Origin of the sequence: Vibrio sp. 10N.286.55.E10 (assembly GCF_002872555.1) — a bacterium.
In the GTDB taxonomy this organism is placed as follows: domain Bacteria; phylum Pseudomonadota; class Gammaproteobacteria; order Enterobacterales; family Vibrionaceae; genus Vibrio; species Vibrio crassostreae.
The window spans coordinates 112,442-134,314 of sequence record NZ_MCSD01000035.1; the positions used below are offsets into that span (position 1 = coordinate 112,442).

The following is a 21,873-nucleotide window of genomic DNA, read 5'->3' on the forward strand; positions in this document are numbered from 1 at the left end:
CATTATCGTAGATCGTCAATCTACAATACAAATGAAACGCTGTCTTGATTTAAAATCATTTTTTTAGAAAATGATTCGATGCAGCCGATTAAGCGTTCTCGAAATTTAGATTTACATAGATCTAAAACGGCTTAACAACAGGTGATGCATAGACGTTATGAATGGTGGAAAAACAAGAAAGCCAAGCGATACTCGCTTGGCTTTAAGTTGTCTCTTTCTGCTGGTTTCAAGCTTTAGGCTTTAGGCTTTAGGCTTTAGGACGCATGATGTTCTTAACCTTACGGCTATTCTCGCCAAATAGGTGATGGAGCAGAGCATTCATGTCTTCAACCGATATTGATTTAACGACTCGGTCAACATCAGCCAAGGCTTCCAATCCATACCCATACAATAAATAACGAGACACAAACCACGCCTGATCGATAGAGCTTGCCTCTAGTGGCACGAAGTCAGCTTCAAACTGTTTCACTATCGAATGCAGTTCGTCTTCAGAAATACCTTGTAGGAGGTCTGAGATCACTCTATCAATCGCCATTTCAACAGTATCTACGTTCTCCGGCGCGATCATTGCGCCGATTACCCACTCATGAGTCGGTTCACCATCATTCGAAGCCGCATAAGCATAAGGTGAATAATCTAAACTCAACTCTTCACGAACATAAGAGTCTAAACGAGATGCGACTAAACGTTGCAATAAGTCTTCCATGAAGACATCTTTTGCAGTCCAGCCTCCACTTTCTATCGTCGTCGGCTCTGGAATCACTCGTAAGATATATTCCGCACTATTTACGTTGTTGATCGCGACATCAATACGTGGTTTCGCTGGTTGCTTGTACTCCACTTTGAAGTCTGGCACCGTCCCCGCTTGCAATGGAATTGAAGCTAAGTACTTACGAACTAGAGGTTTCAACTCACTTGGGTCGATATCACCAACGACCACCAACTGGTTGTGTCTTAGTTGACCAAATAATTGTTGATGAACAGCACGGACATCTTCAACAGAAACCGCTTTAACACGCTCTTTATTTACGAATAGATGGCGGCTTCCCGAGCGATAAATATTTTGATTGATCGCTTGTTCAAATTGACCAATAGGCGTACTTAGGAAGGACTCTTTATCTTGCACTAGCTCTTGCTTCACAGCTTCAAGCTGATCAGAATTCACTTTAGGAGACACCATGAAGGTATATAGCGCAGCAAACGCGTCACTCATCCCATCTTTTTCGATATTAAACTCAATGCCATGTCGCGTCGAAGAAATAAAAGAATCGACTAAAATCCCTTCACGATCAAAGTAGGCTTTCAGCTCAGATCCCGTAAAGTCACCAGCACCACTTCGAGCAATAACAGGTAATGTCACATTTGCAGCTGCGTATAAATCCGGATCCAACGCCGCTTTACCGCCAAGACTCACGTACATTATCCCAACATCGTCTTTCGCGTATGAATCACGTAGGTACCACATGTCGATACCATTGCTTAAAGTCCACTTTTGAATATTTGGATCGGCGTACATTTGCTCTACCAATACAACCTCGCCGGGTACGGCAGGCGAAGCAAATGCACTGGCTGTTGCCGTTACGAATGTCTGTGTACCCTGCTGACTATAAGAAGCTTTTAATCCATCTAGAGAAGCCAGAACCGCTGTGCGATCCTCATTGTCATCCATGCCGACAATCAAAAAGTAATCACTCGAAAGGACTTCTTTGATATTTTTATTAATCGCTTCAAGGCTTAAATTAGCAAGAAAGGCTTCCATGCTGGCCTGATAGTCTTTTTGAGATTGGACAATATCGCCAGACAGTGATGCGTTCACTTTATCGTTCACGTGATCCACACTGTCCCTTTTATCCCAGTCGTGCTCAATATCATCCAGTGAGTCTTGATAATAATGGAGCTCACTCGCAATTTCTCCTTCAGAAACACCGTAATCACGTAACGACGTTAAAGTAGAAACCAACGCTTTCTGAACCGCATCACGGCTGCCTGCTGGGAAGCCAACACTTGTCGATGAATAAAGCAGAGCATCCAACCTGATGTTATCTGACGTTATCCATTGCGTCGGTAGCGCTGCATCATTAAAGTCTGCCTCTAAACGCTGCTGAATAAGAATCTGAGTGGTTTCATCCAACCAACGCTGATGTTGTTGAGCGTGGGTTTCAACAGTGTTTAAACCTCGGTTAAACGTCAAAGAAATACTCGGAGCTTCTCTGCCAGCATATTCAATGTAGTCACCTTCATTGAACGAAGTCGTATTCTGCTTTTGTGGCTTTGACGTTTTACCGCGCTCCCAGCTCGAAAATTTCTCTTCAATCATTGGGATCACTGTTTTAAGGTCCACATCACCAGAAACCACTAGCTCAACGATTTGAGGTTGATACCAAGTTTGGTAAAAGTCGGTAAGCCCTTCCGACGTGGCAGCCATAACCGAAGCTTTAGTTCCTAGCGCATCTTGCGATTCATAAGGGCTGCCTTCGAATAGGTAATCAACATATTTCTCGGGGAACGACTTATCATCGAGGCGAGCCATACGAAACTCGCCAAGAACCACGCCTTTCTCTTTTTCAACTTCTGAACTTGATAGATCCAAACCGTCACCAATGTCACGCATCCACGTCAGGGCAGACTGCAATTGGACGTTATCTGGCAAATCTAACTGGTATACCGTCTCTTCATAAGAGGTGTAAGCATTAATATCAGCGCCAAAGCTAGCGCCTGCATCTTCAAATAAGCGAATCACATCATTTTCAGAGAAATTTTTACTGCCATTGAATGCCATGTGTTCCAAGAAGTGCGCATAGCCTTCTTGTTGAGAAGTCTCTTGAATTGAGCCCGCGTGCACGACTAAACGAACAGATACGGATTCTTCATGATCTGGATAAACATGGTAGGTAAGGCCATTTTCCAGCTGGCCTGATGTCCATGCCGGATCCGGCAGGATTAAGGTTTCGGTGATATTTGATGTTGAACTACAGCCAACTAAGGTGAGGCATACTGCCGCCGCTAAATAATATGTTTTCATAACAACCTCTTAATGTCATTCATCGACAATATACAGATTGAGTTAATGATTATTATTTAATATTTAACCCGATGAATACCTTTGTGATCTAGATCTTCATTTTATAAATCATCATACGCTTTGTAAGATCGGCTGTGTTCATTAAAAGTGACGTTTTAATAAGCGCCTAATGCATCCCTTTAAACTCGTTCTCTACATACCTTTAAGCTTGTTCGCTACATACCTTTAAATAGCGCTTGCGAGGCGCGGCTGATCGGTAACTTCTCTCCTGACACATAAGCCGACATCTGACCTGAGAGCCCTTTCTTCACCTTATCAATGGCCGACACTTTAACCACCACCGAGCGATGGATCTGCCAAAACTCATCAGGATTGAGTTGGGCGATCAGCTCTTTTAGTGATACGCGAAGAATAAACTCCTCTAGAGAGCCGCCTTGGCCTTTTTTGAATATCGAGACGTACTTGTCTTCTGCTTTGAAGTAAGCCACATCATCGACGGCGATTAGGTGAATGTCTTCTCCGACACTGGCTTTGAGCCACGTTAGATACGTTTGCTGCTGAGTTGGTTGGGATAATTGTTGAAGCTGAGCCATTAACGCCGTGATATCCGGTTGTTCTGGCGTAATACCTGATTGCGTTTGGTTGATCGACAGACGCGCTTGAACCTTTTGACATGTGGCCAGTAAGCGTTCTTCATTCATGGGTTTAAGCAGGTAATCCATCGCATTGTGCTCAAAAGCTCTGACTGCGTATTCGTCGTAAGCGGTAATGAAAACCACCAATGGCGGCGAATCTAGCTTGTTCAATTGTTTCGCGAGCGAGATACCATCCAGCTCTGGCATTCGAATATCAAGAAAGACCACATCAGGCTCGAGCTGCTGAATACTCAGCATCGCCTCTAGCCCATTTTGTGCCTTAGCGACGATCTCTAGCTCCGGCCAAACCTCAGCCAAACTCTTGTCGAGATGGTGCCTTAACAGAGCTTCATCGTCTGCGATTATCGCCGTGACACTTGGCTTTGATGCTGGGTTATTCATGATTATTCCTTTAAATTCACACTGTAAATCGTCTATATTTCGTCACTGTTCTGTGCTTTCTGGTCTGAAATTCTAGGCAGCTGCGTCAGTCAGCGGTAACAAGATCGTTGACACGACCCCACCTTCAGCGTGTTCAGTAATCGTTAGGCTCGCCTTATCACCAAAAAGAGTTTCGATTCTTTGACGAATATTGCTTAATCCAACACCGTGACCCGTATTCGCAGAAGGCGTTTTCAGCCCAGCGCCATTATCAGCCACTTCTATTTTTAGCTGCTGTGCTTGTTGAGCTATGTGGATACTCACTTGGCCACCCGCCGCTTTGGGCTCGATGCCGTGCGTGAGTGCATTCTCGACCAAGGGTTGAATCAGGAACGGTGGAATCACCTGCAAATCGCTAATCTCGTGTGTTTCAATCGAAAACGCTAAGCGCTCACCCAAACGTATCTTCTGAATATTAAGATAAGCGTCTAACAAGTCGACCTCTTGTGCGATGGTCGATTGCTCGGTGCGGCTGTTTTTCAAAGTCACACGCAACAAGTCAGTCAGTTTTTCGAGCATCAACTTGGCTTTCGCGCTATCACTCTCAATCAACACATTGATGGTCGCAAGAGTGTTGAATAGGAAGTGCGGTTCAATTTGGCTTTGCAGTTGCTTAAGCTGACTGAGCACCACCACCTTTTCTTGATCGGCCTGACGACGCTTGGCCACTTCTAATTCATTGTCGGCACGCAGCTGCTTCTCTCTTGAGTAGAAGTAGTAATAGCAAACCGAGCAAAAGATAACGCCCAACAGCACCACTGATTTAAGGTCCGAGATATTGGATCCGAAATACCCGCTCAACCAATAGTGCGCGTTCAAGGTACCAAAGGTCATCGCGACCACCATTGAGATCGCCACTTCAAGCCTTCTGGATGTTCTCTTAAACAACTTCACCAAGATGAAAGAAGAACCTACGGCGCTGTAACCAAAGCCAAAACTGATTGCCAGGTTAACCGTTAATCCGCCGCCCCAAATCGTATGGGTTGTAATCGCAATAAGAACACAAAATAGCGTGGTGAACGCGAAGCTTTTGATCCATGAAAACCGATTGTTTGAAGAAGTGTCCATTAAAATCGTCCTTTGATATTTAAAAGAATCATATGACTATCGGGTAAGTTGGCGTAAGCAGAATCACTTTTACCGCCTAGAAAGCGTGCAGCAAGTTCCAAATCCAACGATGAATCGCCATTATCTAAAGCCTGGTAATTGAGCCACTGCGTAGCAATAAAGCCACCATCTTGTGGAGACAGCATGACATCAAATGTCGGCGTGATATCTTCAAGCCAGCCATATGTCGAATCCAAAGACCAGTGAAACATGATGTTGTGTTGAACCAAATTGGCGTGTTGATAACCTTGAGCGTAAGAACCAGCCAGTGATGCAGTCATAGGATTAACCGACAAAGACTCGGCACTTTCTATGGCACTTTGCCATTCAGAATTGCTCCAAGCGCGGCTATCAAACCAGTATTCCAAGACCACATTGTGGCCAGTATCATTGGCCCATGTTAATCCGGCTAACGCTTGATAGGCCTCGCCCTGCTCTTCGAGATACACAGGTTTAAGCATGGAATCAGGCTGGCTGTAGCCAAGGCTTTGTCGCTGATAAATCATCGAACCATGAAACTCCCAAGCGAGGTTTAATACCGAAACCAAGCTCGCTCCAAGCAAGCCGTGGCGCACGTCATCATAATAAGCGACCCATTGATATTCGTGGTCGCCAATCAGATTGTAACGACGTAAGCCAACGCCTTGTTGTTGGTTCTGCTTTTCGAACTCATTCACGTCTTGAGAAGTCCATGATGAATCGCTGTAAAGCAGTGTCCACTCGCCCGTCATATCGAACAGTGACGCCGATGCCACACCCGCGCCCTCCTCTGCGACAATGCCTACTGGGTTTTGGCGATAAGGTTTGATGATGTCTAGCGGTCGGTAGCCATAGCCCACGCCCCAATCTAGGCGAACCTTGCCGAGCGTCACATCGAGGTAGTGGTCACCGAACGCTGAATTAGACACCTCAACACCACCTTGCCAAAACAACTCGCGCACGATGAATTCCGATTCAAAGCTCGCCTCTTGCCCTTGAGGATTGTTGCTCAAAATATCGTTGGCTTTTACTGCAAACAGGCCAAGCCAATTGTTATATCCAACCTCTAGATCCAGCAAGCCATTTAAAGACTGACGATTATCAGACGCTAAAGGGCTGAATGGCGACTCTCTCGATTCAACGGCTTCTGCACTGAGTTGCCAGTCCCACGCTAAACTCAGATCGTCCGCTTGAATCGTGTGACTCACGCAAGACAAAGCAAGCAACGTAGCAGGTGAATACTTAATGTGAGACTTACGATTCAAAGCGTTCATGACAACCACCTACAGCCCAGACACGCTGTTACGCGATAAATAAGCAGGGTTGTAGTATTTGTCTTCCAAGCTTTGTTCAATCACTTCGCGGTACTCAATCACAGTTTTCTTACTCGGCTGAATCTTATCGAGCAAGGTCATCGACACTACTGTTGGTAATCCATCTCGCACGCCTTCAGTAAACCACGCTTGTTTCGCCAGTTTTCCTGAACGCAGATACAGATCCGCTTTAACTGGAAACGCTCGGTCTGCTGTTAACCACAGATCAATCGACTGATAACTCGCACCCTTGGTTTTCGCCGCGAGCTTTAAGTGATGGGTATCGAGTGTCTCGCCAGTCGGCATTTCAACCTGTTGCTCAGCAACCCACTCACCTTGGTAATCTTCGCTCCAAGTGAGCGTCGATATATCTCCGACCGAAGCTTCACCAAGCAGTTTTTGCATCGGTGTGATACGAATTGGGCGACGAGATTTCGGCATCAACAACCAATAGTTATCTTCAATCATCAGCATCTTCTGCCCAGCCTCGACCGCCGACTTGAACACGACCAACGACTCTCGATTTGGTCTTGTATAGACGTTGTATTCACGGGTTTTGTCCAGTTGCTCGTCTTGATATAACGCCACCAAAGACACTACCTTAGACGCTTGTGTGCTGTTCAAACGATAGCTGTCTGCCTTAGCAATCATCTCAGTGACTTGTTGTGAATCAACCGCCCAGCTTGGCGCCGATGCTAGAAGCGAAGCCAAAACAGAGCCCAACGCGAAAGCCAAACCCAAGGTATTGAATGAACGAGTTAATCTAGACATAAACCAGTGCCTCCGTGATTGGCTTATTCACGCCTTTGCGAGCAGAGAAATAAGCAGCTAGCAAACATATCGTCAGCACACCTAAAGTGGCATAACCAACCAATTCCAATGAGAAGTAAATGTTGAGTGGGTAACCCTCGGTTCGACCCGGAGGTGGTGGCATTTGGATATCAACCACTAGCAATAACACCGACATTAAGCCACTCACTAGCGCACCTATCGCACTGCCAATCACAGCCAGCAATCCCGCCTCTTTTAAGAAGCCTGCCACGATTTCAGAAGGGTAACTGCCGAGTGCCGATAACGTGCCGATTTCACGAGTGCGTTCCGTCACCGACATGGTCATGGTGTTGAACAACGATACGAACACCACCAATGCCATCACTGCACCCATGATGCCGAAGATCCGGTCGTAAAGATCTTTAACCTTGGTGTAGAAAAACGCGCGATCTTGCCATGGGGTAATCTCAATGGCTGAGCCTTGTTGACTAGCTTGCCTGTCTAAAGCCAATTGGATGCGTTGTTGTACGGTCGAGGTCTTACTGGTTTCAAAAAGGAATACCGACAAAGTGCTGACTTTGTCTGACGCTAAAAGCTCTTGAGCAGTAGTGATATGCACGTACAACTGACGTTTATCCAACTCAGGAACACCAGTCGAGTAGATACCTTGCACCTTAAAATCAAAGGCATTCAAAGCACCATCACTGGTAGTCGCGAGCAGTGTTACCCAATCTCCAACGGCAACTTTGAGGTTACGAGCAAGGTCAGTTCCCAGCATCACTTGTGGCTCTTGGCTGTCGTATCTTAGCGATTTCACATCCGAGAGAGTTTGACCGCTGCGCACATCAAGGAAAGGTCCTTTCATGTCGAACTCACGCTCATTGACGCCCGTACCCATAAAGATGGTCGACTTACTTCCGTTAGAAACCAAACCGCTGAAGTAGACTCGTGGCTGCACACCACGCACGTCGCTGTCGCCAATAATGCTCTTGGTTAGCGCTTGAACGTTATCCAGACCATTGCTCAGCGGCATGTCTTCATCTTGTTCAAAATAACCCGGCGTGCTCAAGGTGAGATGACCAGTATCGCGCGCGGTCGATTCTCTCAAAGATTCGTAGGTGTAAAGCCCATAGCCACCCGCACTGGTCAATGCAAATACCGCAATCGCGATGATCAACACCGAAAGCAGGCTGCGGCGACCATTTCTTAATAGATTAAGCCACGCCAAACGTACCGAGGTTGGTAGTAAAAAGGAGCTAAGCCCTTGTGTTAACTTGCCCATGAGATAGCCTCCGTGGTTGCAACTTGTGGCGCCAGTTGACCGTCGATAAGTTCAATGACTCGATCGCAGCGCTGTGCCATTCTTGGGTCGTGCGTTGCGACAATAAAGGTGGTGCCCATTTCGTGGCCGAGCTCTTTCATAATGTCGATCACAAGGTTGGCTGTGTGGCTGTCTAAGCTGGCGGTCGGCTCATCAGCAATCACTAGACTTGGGTTATGGATTAACGCTCTGGCTATCGCAACACGTTGTTGCTGACCGCCTGACAGGTTGTCTGGACGGTGATGTACATATTCACCTAGCCCAACACGCTCTAACATGTCTTGCGCTCTGCTTTGCTGTTCTTGTTTCGTGCATTGGTTCAACATCAATGGGTAAGCGACGTTCTCAAGCGCGGTCATCACAGGAACCAGATTGAAGCGTTGAAACACAAAACCCAACGACTGACGACGAAAGCGCGCAGCAGCGATTTGCTCTGTCGGATACGGTTGACCATCAATATTGATCTGCCCTCGATAGTCCATATCCAACAAACCAAGAATATTCAACAGTGTGCTTTTCCCTGACCCAGAAGGGCCACACAAGGCCACCATTTCACCGCGTTTGATTTGGCCATCGACTCCCTTAAGTGCGTTTACGCTTTGACCACCCGTAACATACGCTTTGCCGACATCTTTAAATTCAATCATTTCGTTGTCCTCTGATTACCCATCATTCTTAATCGTTCGCAGCTGTTATTTGGCTTTCGCTATTAAGGCTTTAGCCGTCATTGTCTCGATGTTTCCGGCATCGGTGTTTTCCATTTTTTCAAGCCACACCTGTGCTTGATCGAAGTCTTCAGCACGAATCGATGCGGTAATGGCGTAACGGTAAATCCACGATGTCGCAGCGAAATGCTGTTGTTGGAAATCATCTTCCGCGAGTAACGAGAGGAACAAGTCATAACCACGATCGAAATGGTTAAACATGTCTGGCAGAGAGGTGTAAGTCACCGCAGCCATTGCGCGAGTTAGGTAAGAATCTGGTAATCCTTGAACACGAGGTTGCTCATGAATGGGTTGGTCTTCGTCTTTAAGCAGAACAAGAGATTTATCAATGGTCGATAAACCCTTTTCTACATACTTCATCTTGTTCCAAGGTAAGAACGCATCACGCCCCATCAGGGTTTCTGTGCTTCCGAGGTAAACCAAGGTCAGTGGCGTGGCGCCGTCTTGTTGCAGCGTGGCGTTAAGGCGTTCATATGCCACCTCGACCAGATCTTCATTGCCTTGCGCGGCTTGGTTGTAAATATCAAGCACGTCTGAACTTGGATTAGCCTGCGCCAAAGTGGGAGCAAGTGAAACAAGAGCAATCAGCAATGAACGCTTAAGCACAGAAGTGGTAGAGCCTGAATTAAATGAGTGTGAAGTAGTCATGATTTCTAATCCCTTTCAAATGTTGACGTTGAAAGGTTAACGAGAATTTGTCATGCCGTTTTATCAATGCGACGAATGGTAATAGTAAGGAGTGAATGGTTTAGAGAGGGTGTGAGTGGAATATAACGTGTAGAAACGGAACTAATACTTGTTTCTATAATGGAATAAATCTGGATTAAGATCGCTAACGATACTCACGACTCGAGTATACATAGCCACCGATAGGCTTGTCTGGGTTTATACAAGCCATACAAAAATAGCCGCTAATGAGCGGCTATTTTTATCTATCCAAATGACTGTCTAATTAGGCACTCGTTAGCCTTAATAAAGTAGAGACAGTGCTTTTTCGAGCGCAGCATCTCGGCCTTGATGACGATCTTCTAACACAAAGTTTCCAACCACGTGATCTGGCTGCACCCCTGTGACTTCATGGTTTTCCAGGTCGCGATTCTTATAATATAAATTACTTAATGAATACTCCCAGCCATTGGGCAGCATTCTTCCAAACGCATCTGAGGTGGCGCCTGATGTTGATTCACCTACGATAGTCACGTGAGGGAGCGTTTTCATCGCCGATGCGAATGTTTCTGCTGCACTGACCGTACCGAAAGAGGTCAAAAGTACAATCGGTTTTGTATATGAAATACCATTGCTTGGAGTCATCATGACATCAACATCATGGCTGAATTCATCTTTGAAGTAAGAACTAACATGCCAAGCTAACTGCTGCTCTTCAATCAAGTGCTGCAATAACCACAAGCCCTGCATATCAAGCCCACCCTCATTTTCACGAATATCGATAATCAACGACTGGGTATCATTTAGCTGCGTTAAAATTTTTGTCACTAATTCTTCAAACTGACGATGAGCTTTATCTGTATTTCGTTTAGGCGTTCCTGTGATTAAACCTTCATCGATATAGCTCATGAAATCGCCAATTCTTAAGTATCCAGTCGGTATGCCTTTATTATCAATGATGCCCCAGTTAAGACGATGTTCCTTGCTTTCACGAGAAGCACGGTTTTTAAAACCTTCTTGTTCATTTTCAAACAAGTACTTCATGATATTGAGTGTTATTTTATTCTTCTGACTGGCTATGTAGCTTTCTTGCTCTGATTCAGGAATATCTAACTGGTCAGCTTCCAACTCCAATTGTTGTTCCAAGATGGTTTTATTGCTATACCATATCTGCTGCTCTTTTGAAGGAATATAAATAGAACTATGATCATCCTTCAATTGACTAAGTATTTCATCAAACACGTGAATTAATTGTTCATAGTCAGCACCATATAAATCATCATAATATTTATCATAAACCTCGTCCCAGTCAATATTGCGTTCATCAAAAAAGGCATAGTGGTTCTTCATATCTTGCCAATATATATCGAACATCGATTGGGCATCAGAATCAAAATGACCATCACGAGTCATGGAGGGGCTAAGGCCTTGAGGACATACATCATTGATATTACTTACTAAAGTGTAAGTGAAAGGTCTAGGTCGAAGAATATTTAGGATCAATTGATTACCTTGACGAGTGGCGTGCTGTTTTATCGCTTCATAACTCAACTCAGTACCATAACTCAGAGAGTTAGACACTTCATAACAAGTGTTATTAACCACTTGTATCGTTCTTGTAGTCTCATTTTCGATAACTTTAATTTCGCCGTCTCGTTGGCTAAACCAAACCCCATTAATATCATGGGTCTGGTCTTTTTTAACTTGTTCGCTATGACATGCAAAGGAGCCTTGAATTAAAGCAAGTGTCATCGCATATTTAAGAGCTTTCATTTTATTACTCCACTATACTGAAGTTAAAAATGATAAATTAAGTTAATGATAAACAGTGTAGATATATGTATGTTTTATGTAATTGTTTTTATTACATTATTCATTAGAATAAAATAAATTAACATCATCAAATTTAACCAAACCTAATTTAAATATATCTAATTTAGACAATTTAAAATAAAAAAGAGCCTATATGTGAATATAGGCTCAAAGCAGTGGCAATGCATAAATTAAAAAAGGGTTTCTATATTTTTAGCTAATTAAATAAAATCGTTTAATTAAGCAACAATCGCTGACACTTTAACGGCATCACTGATTGTTCGGTAGTTCGGAGAAAATTGTTGAACTCCGGCAATAACTTCATCGTAATCAGCTTGAGTACCATCACCTTCAACTTCAAACTGAAATTGGATCTCTTCGAAACCAACCGGAGCTTCTTCAGCTACATTCAAGAACCCACGAAGATCCAAAGCCCCTTTGATGGTCAACTTTACGGACTCTAAACGAATACCGCGGCCGCTAGCTCCTGCAACAAATCCAACCATCATACAGCCAGCCATGCCGCCCAACAGGTAATCTTGTGGCGTAGGGTATGCGTTATTGCCAAGAAGCTCTTCTGGTTCACCCACATCGAAAGTAAAATCTTTAACGATTTCTGTTCCACCGACCTTTTGGTTCAGCGTACGAATTTCGCTATGAACACCGCCTTTCCATTCAGCAACAATGCCGTATTCAGATACCGCTTGTGTTGCATCATCAGTAATTACTTTTGTGTACGCTGATAGGTCTTCTAAGTTAAGGCCATTTAATGGTGCGTTACTCATGTTGAATCCTTATATTATTTCTTATTTCTTATTTTTAATGATTAATGTTCATGTTCATGTTGTGCCTCCCACATAACGTGAGAGGCTACAAATAATTTAGTTTCGACCCGCCATAACGCCGCCATCGACATTTAGAATCGTACCCGTTACCCAAGATGACTTATTCGATAGTAGATATTCAATCGCATCAGCAACATCGTCTGTAGAACCAATGCGACCAATTGGGTGGAAATCGTTAAAGCCTTGTAGTGCAGATTCAATCTCGTCTTCAGCAATGAATGACTTATAAATTGTCGACATCACGACTGCAGGAGCCACAGCGTTTACACGCACACCGTGGTCGCCTAGTTCAATGGCCAAATTTTTTGTCAGCGAATGCAGTGCCGCTTTCTGCATAGAGTAAGCTGAAGAAGGCGTTGCTTTGATTGCTTGATGTGCCCACATAGAACCGATATTTACAATTGCGCCACCGCCGTGTTGTTTCATATTTTTCGCAACGGCTTGTGTAATGAAGAAGAAAGCACGGTTCATATCTAACTGAAGGTCGTAATCTTGCTCAGAATGCTCAAGGAAATCGACAGGTTTGAAGAAACCAGCTGCATTCACCAAGTAGCCAATGTGACGTTTTTCTGCATTTAACTGTTCAATAAAGCTTTGAACAGCAGAAGGGTCGTATAAATCAACCTGAGCAGTTTCAACATGACCATTCGTGGTTGATTCCAGATCCAATTTTGCTTCAGCAAGATTCTGTTTGTCATGAGAAAGAATCATTACAGGCACACCAGACTTAAGCAGTCGCTCTGCAGTTGCTTTACCCATACCAGAAGAACCGCCAACAATTAGTGCAATAGAAGATGTGTTAAACATAATGAAATCCTTAATTTAAAAACTACCTATCAGTAGATAGGTAGTTTATTCAAAAAAATGGAGGAGTAGTAGAGACCATCTCCTCGTCAGTGGGTGTACTTTAAGATCGGATCGGTTTCACGTCAACAACTTTATCTACCTACCAGTAGGTAGATAAAGTTGTTTATTATAAAAACCATATTTATCAGTAACATAATAAGTTAAACTATTTTTATAAAAATATGTATTCGTCTCATGGAAAGTGTCTACAACGCCACTTAGTGAGTCAAATCCATTACGAATTTTGTCCAATGGTGAGTTTTCAGACATAAAAAAAGCGAGGGCTCAGCCTCGCTTTCAAAACAACAATCTCTTTTGGGTTGCGCTACGTCCTACCTATCTATCGCGCAACGACAATGCCTCTTGTAAAACCCATTGATATTGCCGCAATCTAATCGATAAACTATGACGCCTTCAGAATGTTTAAACAGCTGGCTTTCACCGAACGGATATAATCTGTGTCCTTGAATTGAGACAGTAAAATCCCCCCCTCCAAAGCGACAAAAATTAGCCTCGCAGCTTGAGTAGCTTCTAATCCAGAACGAAAGTGTCCGCTCGCAATCCCCTGCTCTATGCTTTTACGGATAAAATCTTCATTGATTTGAACAAATTTAGACAATAGGCTTTCCAAACCATCCGCTAAAAAATAGAAATCAGAAGCATACATACCACATAGGCACAGTTTGTTGTTCTCGCGTACATCAACAAAAATGTCGGCTAATGCTTCAATTTTACCTTCTGCAAAGATATCTTGACTCTCGATACGCTTTAACGCAACTTCGTAATTCGCAAGGTAACGTTCAAATACCACTTGAGCCAGGTCTTGTTTAGTTTTGAAATGATAATGGATACTCGCAGTCTTTATCCCAAGCTCATTTTGAATATCGCGAAAACTGAAACCATTAAAGCCTCTGCTTTGCATATAACTTTCAGCTAAATCGACGATCTTTTCTGCCGTTGGATTAAGTTCTTTCATATTAATTCCACCTATATTTTAGGGGAATATAGCATAGTTCACAGATCTCGCCTATCTATCAGTAGGTATGGGTATCAAGGGATTGTAAAGGTCGAATGTGCTGACAAAAAATAGCCGCTAGTCAGCCTTGCTGGCCTTTTCAGTCAGTGGAAGTAAATGCCTTAACGCTCTGTTTTAGCCAACAAAAGCCTAAGTGATTAATGAGAGTTCTGCGTTAAAGATAAGTGTCATCCCTAAATACAAAAAGCGACCCAAATAAGTTGGAGCGCTTTTTGTAACTCTTAAAGAAGAGATTACTTAATCACGCCACAGACAATGCGTGCACCACCGCCGCCAAGTTTAGCTGGATGGTCTGAATGGTTGTCACCGCCAGCGTGGATCATCAACGCTCTACCTTTCACGTCATCTAACGTCACTCTTGGCGCCATTACTGGCTGGTCAGCTACACCATGAGCATTGACGTAAAGCGGTGGTAAATCGCCAAGGTGATTATCATCCGTCCAAGGGAAACCATGCTTGCCCGTTTTCTCTGGGTCATAATGTCCGCCAGCGGCTCCACCGAGTATGATTTTGCCATCTTTTGTGATGCTATCGCACGAACCATTGGCGTGTACATGGAAGCCATGCGTACCAACGGGTAAGTCTTTCAATGCCGGCGTAAAAACAGCTCCGTATTCACTTGAGCTTATCATTACAGTTCCGGTTGACTGACCCGAGCCAAGATCGATCATTTCAACATTCACTACTTCAGCAAAAACAGGAGAAGAGATAAGGGCGAGTGCAGCAAGCCATGTTGTTTTGTTCATATTATTACGTCCTTTTTATTGTTATTAGCACACTTCATTTAGTGCGAAAGGGATTTCAGCACATTGAATTGACCATAGATTTCGGCAAATTCTTTCAAATTAAGTCCTGCTTTATTACGCAATTCTGGGGAACACTCCGCTTGGTACAAGTCTTTCGCAATACTAATTTCGCGTTTAATCAATGCCCCCATCAAAGCGGTGTTTCCACGCTTGTCTTGCAGGCATGCATTGGCACCAGAATCGAGTAAAAGCCCCACGGTTTCTCTGTTTCCTTGATAAGCAGCGACCATGAGTGCGGTGTAACTTTGGTTATTGCGTTGATCAACGGGGAAGCCTTGAGAAACAAATGCATCGATCACGTCATTGTTACCAATACGAGCTGCATCAAAGAACAACCCAACCAGAGATTGGTATTCCTCTTCCAGTTTGTCGTCAGCAGCCAATAAGCTGAGCGAGAAGATCAAAGAGAAAAAAACGGAGCTGAATAAAAATACGATTTTCATTTATTCCCCCTAACTAACATGATTAGAGAATGGCCTACAGGAGCCCTGATTTTCGGGCAGAAAAGAGCAGATAAATCTCCCGCAGGCCAAAACTTTACGTCTTACGTTGTTGCTTAATTGTTCGCTTGCGAGAGTTTTTCCACTCGTGACATACTGGTACCAGTGGCTTTAGCCAAACGCGTTCCATACTGTTTGTCTGCACGATAGAAGTAGCTCACCATCGTCGTTTTGATGCCTTTGTCCGTCACCTTATTCAAGTCACCAGCGAGGTTAGCAATCAAATCACTTTTGTCTTGTTCATTCATGCTGCGGTACTGCACACCCGCTTGATAGAAATTTCGTGGATTGCTGATCGCTTTTTGTTGCACCGTACCAACAAGCTTGGTTTCTACGGCTTTGAATTGAACATCTTCTGCCAACTCTAGTTTTCGGCTTGGCTCATAGTTAATATCACCGTTTGTTAACGATGCATTATTACTAAAGCCATTTTGGTTATGATTGCTCACTGGCGTTAACGGACGATTTACTGGCAGTTGAAACAGGTTAGCGCCCAAACGGTAAAGCTGCGTATCTGAATAAGCAAACAAACGACCTTGCAACAAACGGTCTTCCGACGGCTCGATACCAGGAATCAGATTCGAAGGCGAAAATGCCGACTGTTCGGTGTCTAAAAAGAAGTTTTCAGGTAGACGATTCAGCGTCATAGTGCCGACTTTTTGATCTGGCACATTCAGCCATACTTTGGTTGCATCGAGTCCGTTGTAGTCAAGTTTTCTCAATGCCTCAGGAGACAATACCTTCACGTAAAGGTCCCATTTAGGGTAATTCCCTAAGCCAATTTCAGCATAAAGGTCATTGGTAAGATGGTTGAACTCTTTACCTTGTATCTCAGTGACTTGATCTGGACGAAGGCTTTTAACGCCTTGCTGAGTCTTCCATTGGAACTTCACATAGTTCACGTCGCCTTGCTTATTGATCCACTTATAAGCATGAACCCCAAAGCCATCCATGGTGCGATAGCTCGCAGGCGTACCTAAATTGCTGTACACCCAAGTCAACATGTTGGTCGCACCCGGCTCACTGCTAAAGAAGTCGAAGAATCGGTTTGGATCCTGAACGTTGGTGACTGGAGACGGTTTTAGAGAGTGCACCATATCCGGAAACTTAATCGAATCACGAATAAAGAACACAGGCAGATTATTCCCTACCAGATCCCAGTTACCCTGTTCAGTATAAAATTTGGTGGCGAAACCACGCGGGTCGCGAAGTGTTTCTGGTGATCCTTTAGAGTGAATAACGGTCGAAAAACGAACGAAAACAGGAGTCACCTTACCTTTATTAGTAAAAGGGTCGGAAACCGTTAAATCACTAAAATTACCAGAAGCGACGAATTCACCATGTGCGCCCGTACCACGAGCATGAACAACACGCTCAGGAATACGTTCTCTGGCAAAACGCTGCAATTTTTGGATCAGATGGACGTCTTGCAGTAATACACTGCCATTCTCACCTGCTGTTATGGAGTTTTGGTTATCACCTACTGGTGCACCGTTGTCTCTTGTCAGGGTTTGAGCCTGTAGAGATGTGCTGGCTAAGCCAACTGTAATTAATAAAAAGCTTTTTGACATCTGCATGGTTGCTCTCCAATGCGTGCTAACCATTAAACCAGTCGAGTGGTAAATGGATATTCAAAAGCTCTTTTCTGCCCACCAAGAATATAACTTCAATGTTTACATTTGTGTAATGGGAAATAACGATAGATTCAATAGGTGAAAACGATGGAGTGATTAAGTTGGTTCGAATAGAGAAAAATAACAGCCCAAATACTCGCGATTTCTAATCCCTTTCAAAGGTTGACGTTGAAAGGTTAGCCACAAACTGTCACGCCGTTTTATCAATGAGACGAATGATAATAATAAGGAGTGAATGGTTTAGAGAGGGTATGAGTGGGAATATACGTGAAAGTAAAAAAGCCTCCACATACTGGAGGCTCTATCTATATTAACAACAACTAATCGCTATACTTGCTTTGGTTGAAGTTCTTTACCTTCGACCTCTTTTATATCAAATCGTTGCTTTAACTCTTTCTCGATGCTTTCTAAACTGCGGTTTGCTGTCTCTGGAAGGATTTTGATGGCAAACCAAACTTGGCCAAGCAGGATAATCGCGAACATGATGAACAGTGCCGATGTTCCAAATGATTCTCTAAAAGCTGGTGTAAATGAGTTCAAGATAACACCTTGAATCCAGATTGCTGCCGTTGTTATTGAGACCGCGCGGCCACGGACTGAAGTTGGTAAAATCTCAGCTGAAATCGTGAACTTCAGAGGGCCTAAACCGAGTGCTGTGAAGGCAACAAAGAACGCCATTAAGCCAACTATCAACATAGGTGGAGTATCAGGTCTGTCGAAGAATATTGCCAAACCAATCAGGCAAGTGAAACAACCAAGTGCAGAGGTTATTAGCATTTTTCTGCGACCCACTTTATCGATGAATACCATTGATAAAGAGGTAAATATAACGCTTACTAAGCAGATCCAACCAAAACCTCCCAGTGCAGAACCTTGGTTGCCCATTATCTCTTCTAGCATTACAGGGCCGTAGTACATCACAACAGTTACGCCAGACCACTCTGACCATATTGCTAGTAATACACCCGTCATCAAGCCGAAACGCATCACCGGATTTTTGACTAATTGTTTATATGATCCTGCTTTCTCTGAGCGAATTACCTGACGACATTCAATAATCGCTTCTTCTGCTTCACCCTTGGTTAAGAACTTTCTCAGAATGTTAGCCGCTTCTTTTTCTCTAGCTTTAGATATCAACCAACGAGGTGATTCCGGAAAAAATGCTACCAAACCAAGGAAAATAACTGCAGGCAAAAATTCAACAGAGAACATGCCACGCCAGTTTTCAGTAATAAAGAAATGGTCAAGGTAATGACCCGTAACAACGGCAGCCTGGCTGTAGTTAACAATCAATGTGTTGGTGATCACTGAGCAAGTTAAACCGATCACAATTGCCACTTGAAATAGATTACTGAGTTTTCCTCTATGCCTTGCTGGAGCTACTTCTGCAATGTACATCGGGCAAACCACGGTCGCGATACCGATGCCAAAGCCACCAATGATACGTGCCCAGATCAGTAAGTTGAATGAGTCTGCGTACATGCAGCCAAGAACCGATACGATAGCTAGTAAAGCACCTAGCATCAGAGGTTTTTTACGCCCAGCATAGTCAGCAATAGGACCTGCGATTATGCTACCAAATAAGCACCCCACAAGCGCTGATGATACATACCAGCCTTGTTGTAAGGTCGATAATTCGAACTGTTGTGTGATTTGCGTGATCGTGCCGCCAATAACAATGGTGTCCATTCCAAATAGGAACCCACCAATCGTTGCCGCAGCGCAAATGAATGTTAAAAAGAACATCTTCTTATTGTTTTCGCTAAGAATCATTTGATCTCTCCATGAGAATTGTAGGGTACATGGGACGCTGTTCTAGTGCGTCTGGATTACGTAGTCTGCGTTTGATTCGTATTGTTTTATTTTTAACGCATTGACTAGATCCACGCGCTCGGTTTTATCGAGCGCCTCTTTTTTCGACTTTCCACCAGCTAGGTGTCTTGATATTAATCGCTCTCTGAGTACTTCTTCACTCGCTGTGAGAAAGATCTTCAAGTCAATTAAATCGCTGACTGGTCGCCAGTCTTCGTCGATTGAGTAGATGTAATTGCCCTCGAGTAAAATAATTTGAGTGTCTGGCTCAATTAAAAAACCTTCTGCAATGGGATCGTGTAACTCACGACAGTATTTCGGCCAAAAGAATGCGTCAGTGTTTGGCGTCACCGCTTTGGAAAGCAAATGTGCTAATGAGGTTACATCAAATGTTTCGATGCTACCTTTGACTGACGTCAGTCCTTTCTCTTTCAGTACCGAATTGGGGTAGTGAAAGCCGTCCATTGGACAAAGTTGGGCTTTAAATCCTAACTGTGACAGTCCAGACAGCAGGGATTCAGACAATGTTGATTTACCCGTCGCTGGAGCACCAGAGATACCGATGACAAGAATTTGTTTCCCAGACTCTTGGTAGGTGTTGGCGACCAGTTGAGGAACGCTTGCAATGTCATCAACCGTTAACGAATGTGTTTTAGCCATGATCTGGTTCCTAATTCGGTACATGATAATGCCGCTATGTGACTAGCTTTCTTCAGAGAGTCACGGAAATCTTGACTCTCTGAGTAGTAATGGCAAAAAGCCCCATGGAATATATCTCCAGCACCTAGCGTATCGATAGCATCCACTTTAGGTGCAGGGATTAACCCGCTACCGGACTCATCACTATAAAAAACACCTTTGTCGCCCAGCGTCATTGCCCACTTTTTGATCCCGTGTTGGTCGCAAAGTACCTGCATTTTGTCTTTGTCACCATTGGTGAATTCCTCTGAAACAATAGGAATAGTACAGAGAGATAAAAACTGTTCGCTGTGCGATTTCCAAGTACCAGCGTCTAACACAATATCCCCAGTAAACTCAGCCAAAGCTTGTACGTTTGCGCTAACAAACGGATGCTCATATTGATCAAGTAATACGAGCTTTGCATTATCTAGCCACTTCGGGTCTAAACTCATCACCTTTTCGCAATCGGGCTGACTGGCGTTGACGATGAGCCTAGATGCCGTTTGCTTTGCAGAGATAATGTTCGATAGTGGTAGCTGGTATTCATCGTCTAAACTTAAATCCACAACCGAAATTTCGTGTTCATTAAGCTCTGCTGTCACTATCGATTTATAGAGGTGCTCTTTACCTAAACATGTCCAAAGGTGTACATCAGAGCCTAATGCGTTGCATGCAATGGCAGCATTGAGTGCAGACCCACCACCACCAATAAAATCAGCAATCGCATTCACCTTTTGATCAGGATCAGGCATCACTTCAACAAAGCTCATCAAATCAATCGTGCTTCTGCCTATAAATACACAATTTCCCATACATAGAACTCCTTTGAATTACAGCTCACCGCTAGCGTAGCGTGCAGCCATATCATCCATAGAAATTGGTGTAATCTTGTCACCGTGACCAGCACAACCAAATCGTTCAAATCGGTTTAAACAAAGTGTCGTTAGTTCATCCATTCCTGCTAATAGGAACTTACGAGGGTCAAACTCTTGCGGATTTTTCATCGCTAATTCTCGGAAGCGACCAGACATCGCCATACGGCAATCAGTATCGATATTTACCTTGCGAACACCATGTTTGATACCGCGCTCGATTTCTTCGATTGGCACACCATATGTTTGAGGCATTTCACCGCCATTCTCATTGATCATATCTTGTAAGTATTGAGGAACCGATGAAGCTCCATGCATAACTAGGTGAGTCGTTGGGAGCTTCGAGTGAATTTCTTCGATTACGTTCATCGCTAAGATATCGCCATCAGGTTTGCGAGTGAACTTGTAAGCACCATGGCTTGTGCCACAAGCGATCGCTAATGCGTCAACCTTTGTTCTTTTAACAAAATCAACGGCTTGATCTGGGTCTGTTAGCAGCTGGCTCTTTTCAAGGATACCAACAGCACCAACGCCATCTTCAGCTTCAGCTTCACCGGTTTCTAAAGAGCCAATACAACCCAACTCACCTTCAACTGAAGCACCAACCCAGTGCGCAGATTGAGCGATACGAGAAGTAATATCTACATTGTAGTCGTAGCTGCTTGGTGTTGATGCATCACGCTCCAATGAGCCATCCATCATGACCGATGTAAAGCCGTGGCGAATTGCTGACAGACATGTTTCTTCGCTATTGCCATGATCTTGATGAAGAACGATTGGTGTTTTCGGGAACATTTCAGCAAGTGCACAAACCATCTTGTAAAGCATCACATCACCTGCGTAGCTTTTACGAGCATTGATACTCGCCTGTAGGATGACACCTGAATTACATTTTGCTGCAGCGCGAACAATGGCAAGTCCTTGCTCCATGTTGCTGATGTTGAAAGCTGGAACTGCATAACCATTTTCTGCTGCGTGATCCAGTAGTTGTCTTAGTGTAACGATAGCCATTTTCTTCTCCAATTTAGGTTTAATTGTTTCTTGCAATT

At 43.9% G+C, this 21,873-nt stretch carries 19 protein-coding genes; all 19 read right to left on the bottom strand.

Annotated features, from left to right (window positions below; genetic code table 11):
• Window positions 1-247: 247 nt before the first annotated feature.
• The 19 genes from BCV39_RS17080 to fba all read right to left on the bottom strand — a co-directional run bounded on the left by BCV39_RS17080 (window position 248) and on the right by fba (window position 21,835).
• Entirely contained in the window at window positions 248-3,022 is a 2,775-nt protein-coding gene (locus BCV39_RS17080; RefSeq protein ID WP_102432137.1) for a M16 family metallopeptidase, read from the bottom strand.
• 215 nt (window positions 3,023-3,237) lie between these two features.
• Window positions 3,238-4,059, bottom strand: a complete 822-nt coding sequence (locus BCV39_RS17085; RefSeq protein WP_102432138.1) for a LytTR family DNA-binding domain-containing protein — start codon at window positions 4,057-4,059, stop codon at window positions 3,238-3,240.
• 72 nt (window positions 4,060-4,131) lie between these two features.
• Window positions 4,132-5,166, bottom strand: coding sequence for a sensor histidine kinase (locus BCV39_RS17090; RefSeq protein WP_102432139.1), 1,035 nt, complete (start codon window positions 5,164-5,166; stop codon window positions 4,132-4,134).
• A complete protein-coding gene (locus BCV39_RS17095; protein WP_102432140.1) occupies window positions 5,166-6,458 on the bottom strand; it encodes a hypothetical protein in 1,293 nt (430 codons plus the stop codon). The genes BCV39_RS17090 and BCV39_RS17095 overlap by 1 nt, the downstream gene beginning before the upstream one ends.
• Before the next feature lie 9 nt (window positions 6,459-6,467).
• Window positions 6,468-7,268: an outer membrane lipoprotein-sorting protein gene (locus BCV39_RS17100; RefSeq protein WP_102432141.1), complete on the bottom strand. Its 801-nt coding sequence runs from the start codon at window positions 7,266-7,268 to the stop codon at window positions 6,468-6,470.
• On the bottom strand, window positions 7,261-8,550 hold the full coding sequence (locus tag BCV39_RS17105; protein WP_102432142.1) for an ABC transporter permease: 1,290 nt from the start codon (window positions 8,548-8,550) through the stop codon (window positions 7,261-7,263). Before BCV39_RS17105 ends, BCV39_RS17100 begins: the two co-directional genes overlap by 8 nt.
• Window positions 8,538-9,236: an ABC transporter ATP-binding protein gene (locus BCV39_RS17110; protein ID WP_102432143.1), complete on the bottom strand. Its 699-nt coding sequence runs from the start codon at window positions 9,234-9,236 to the stop codon at window positions 8,538-8,540. The genes BCV39_RS17105 and BCV39_RS17110 overlap by 13 nt, the downstream gene beginning before the upstream one ends.
• Window positions 9,237-9,281: 45 nt before the next feature.
• The gene (locus tag BCV39_RS17115) at window positions 9,282-9,962 is read right to left on the bottom strand and encodes a hypothetical protein (protein ID WP_102432144.1); all 681 of its coding nucleotides are present in this window, start codon (window positions 9,960-9,962) and stop codon (window positions 9,282-9,284) included.
• A 321-nt stretch (window positions 9,963-10,283) separates the two neighbouring features.
• Window positions 10,284-11,753: a S41 family peptidase gene (locus tag BCV39_RS17120; protein WP_102432145.1), complete on the bottom strand. Its 1,470-nt coding sequence runs from the start codon at window positions 11,751-11,753 to the stop codon at window positions 10,284-10,286.
• Between the two features lie 278 nt (window positions 11,754-12,031).
• Window positions 12,032-12,577 carry an OsmC family protein gene (locus tag BCV39_RS17125; RefSeq protein ID WP_017106464.1) on the bottom strand — a complete coding sequence of 182 codons (546 nt, stop codon included), beginning with the start codon at window positions 12,575-12,577 and terminating at the stop codon, window positions 12,032-12,034.
• Window positions 12,578-12,673: 96 nt separating this feature from the next.
• Window positions 12,674-13,444: an SDR family oxidoreductase gene (locus tag BCV39_RS17130; RefSeq protein ID WP_102285520.1), complete on the bottom strand. Its 771-nt coding sequence runs from the start codon at window positions 13,442-13,444 to the stop codon at window positions 12,674-12,676.
• Window positions 13,445-13,886: 442 nt separating this feature from the next.
• Window positions 13,887-14,459, bottom strand: a complete 573-nt coding sequence (locus tag BCV39_RS17135) for a TetR/AcrR family transcriptional regulator (RefSeq protein ID WP_102432306.1) — start codon at window positions 14,457-14,459, stop codon at window positions 13,887-13,889.
• Window positions 14,460-14,752: 293 nt separating this feature from the next.
• The gene (gene sodC, locus BCV39_RS17140) at window positions 14,753-15,265 is read right to left on the bottom strand and encodes a superoxide dismutase family protein (RefSeq protein ID WP_102432307.1); all 513 of its coding nucleotides are present in this window, start codon (window positions 15,263-15,265) and stop codon (window positions 14,753-14,755) included.
• Window positions 15,266-15,303: 38 nt separating this feature from the next.
• Complete coding sequence (locus BCV39_RS17145) at window positions 15,304-15,768, bottom strand: ankyrin repeat domain-containing protein (protein ID WP_102432308.1); 465 nt, start codon at window positions 15,766-15,768, stop codon at window positions 15,304-15,306.
• A gap of 113 nt (window positions 15,769-15,881) precedes the next feature.
• On the bottom strand, window positions 15,882-17,402 hold the full coding sequence (locus BCV39_RS17150) for a catalase (protein WP_181360036.1): 1,521 nt from the start codon (window positions 17,400-17,402) through the stop codon (window positions 15,882-15,884).
• A 384-nt stretch (window positions 17,403-17,786) separates the two neighbouring features.
• Window positions 17,787-19,232 carry a sugar porter family MFS transporter gene (locus BCV39_RS17155; RefSeq protein ID WP_048660558.1) on the bottom strand — a complete coding sequence of 482 codons (1,446 nt, stop codon included), beginning with the start codon at window positions 19,230-19,232 and terminating at the stop codon, window positions 17,787-17,789.
• Between the two features lie 42 nt (window positions 19,233-19,274).
• A complete protein-coding gene (locus tag BCV39_RS17160; RefSeq protein ID WP_102432310.1) occupies window positions 19,275-19,931 on the bottom strand; it encodes a hypothetical protein in 657 nt (218 codons plus the stop codon).
• Window positions 19,910-20,764, bottom strand: a complete 855-nt coding sequence (locus BCV39_RS17165) for a PfkB family carbohydrate kinase (RefSeq protein WP_102432311.1) — start codon at window positions 20,762-20,764, stop codon at window positions 19,910-19,912. The genes BCV39_RS17160 and BCV39_RS17165 overlap by 22 nt, the downstream gene beginning before the upstream one ends.
• A gap of 18 nt (window positions 20,765-20,782) precedes the next feature.
• Window positions 20,783-21,835 (bottom strand): class II fructose-bisphosphate aldolase, encoded by a 1,053-nt coding sequence (fba, locus tag BCV39_RS17170; protein WP_004732628.1) that lies wholly within the window; start codon window positions 21,833-21,835, stop codon window positions 20,783-20,785.
• Window positions 21,836-21,873 lie beyond the last annotated feature (38 nt).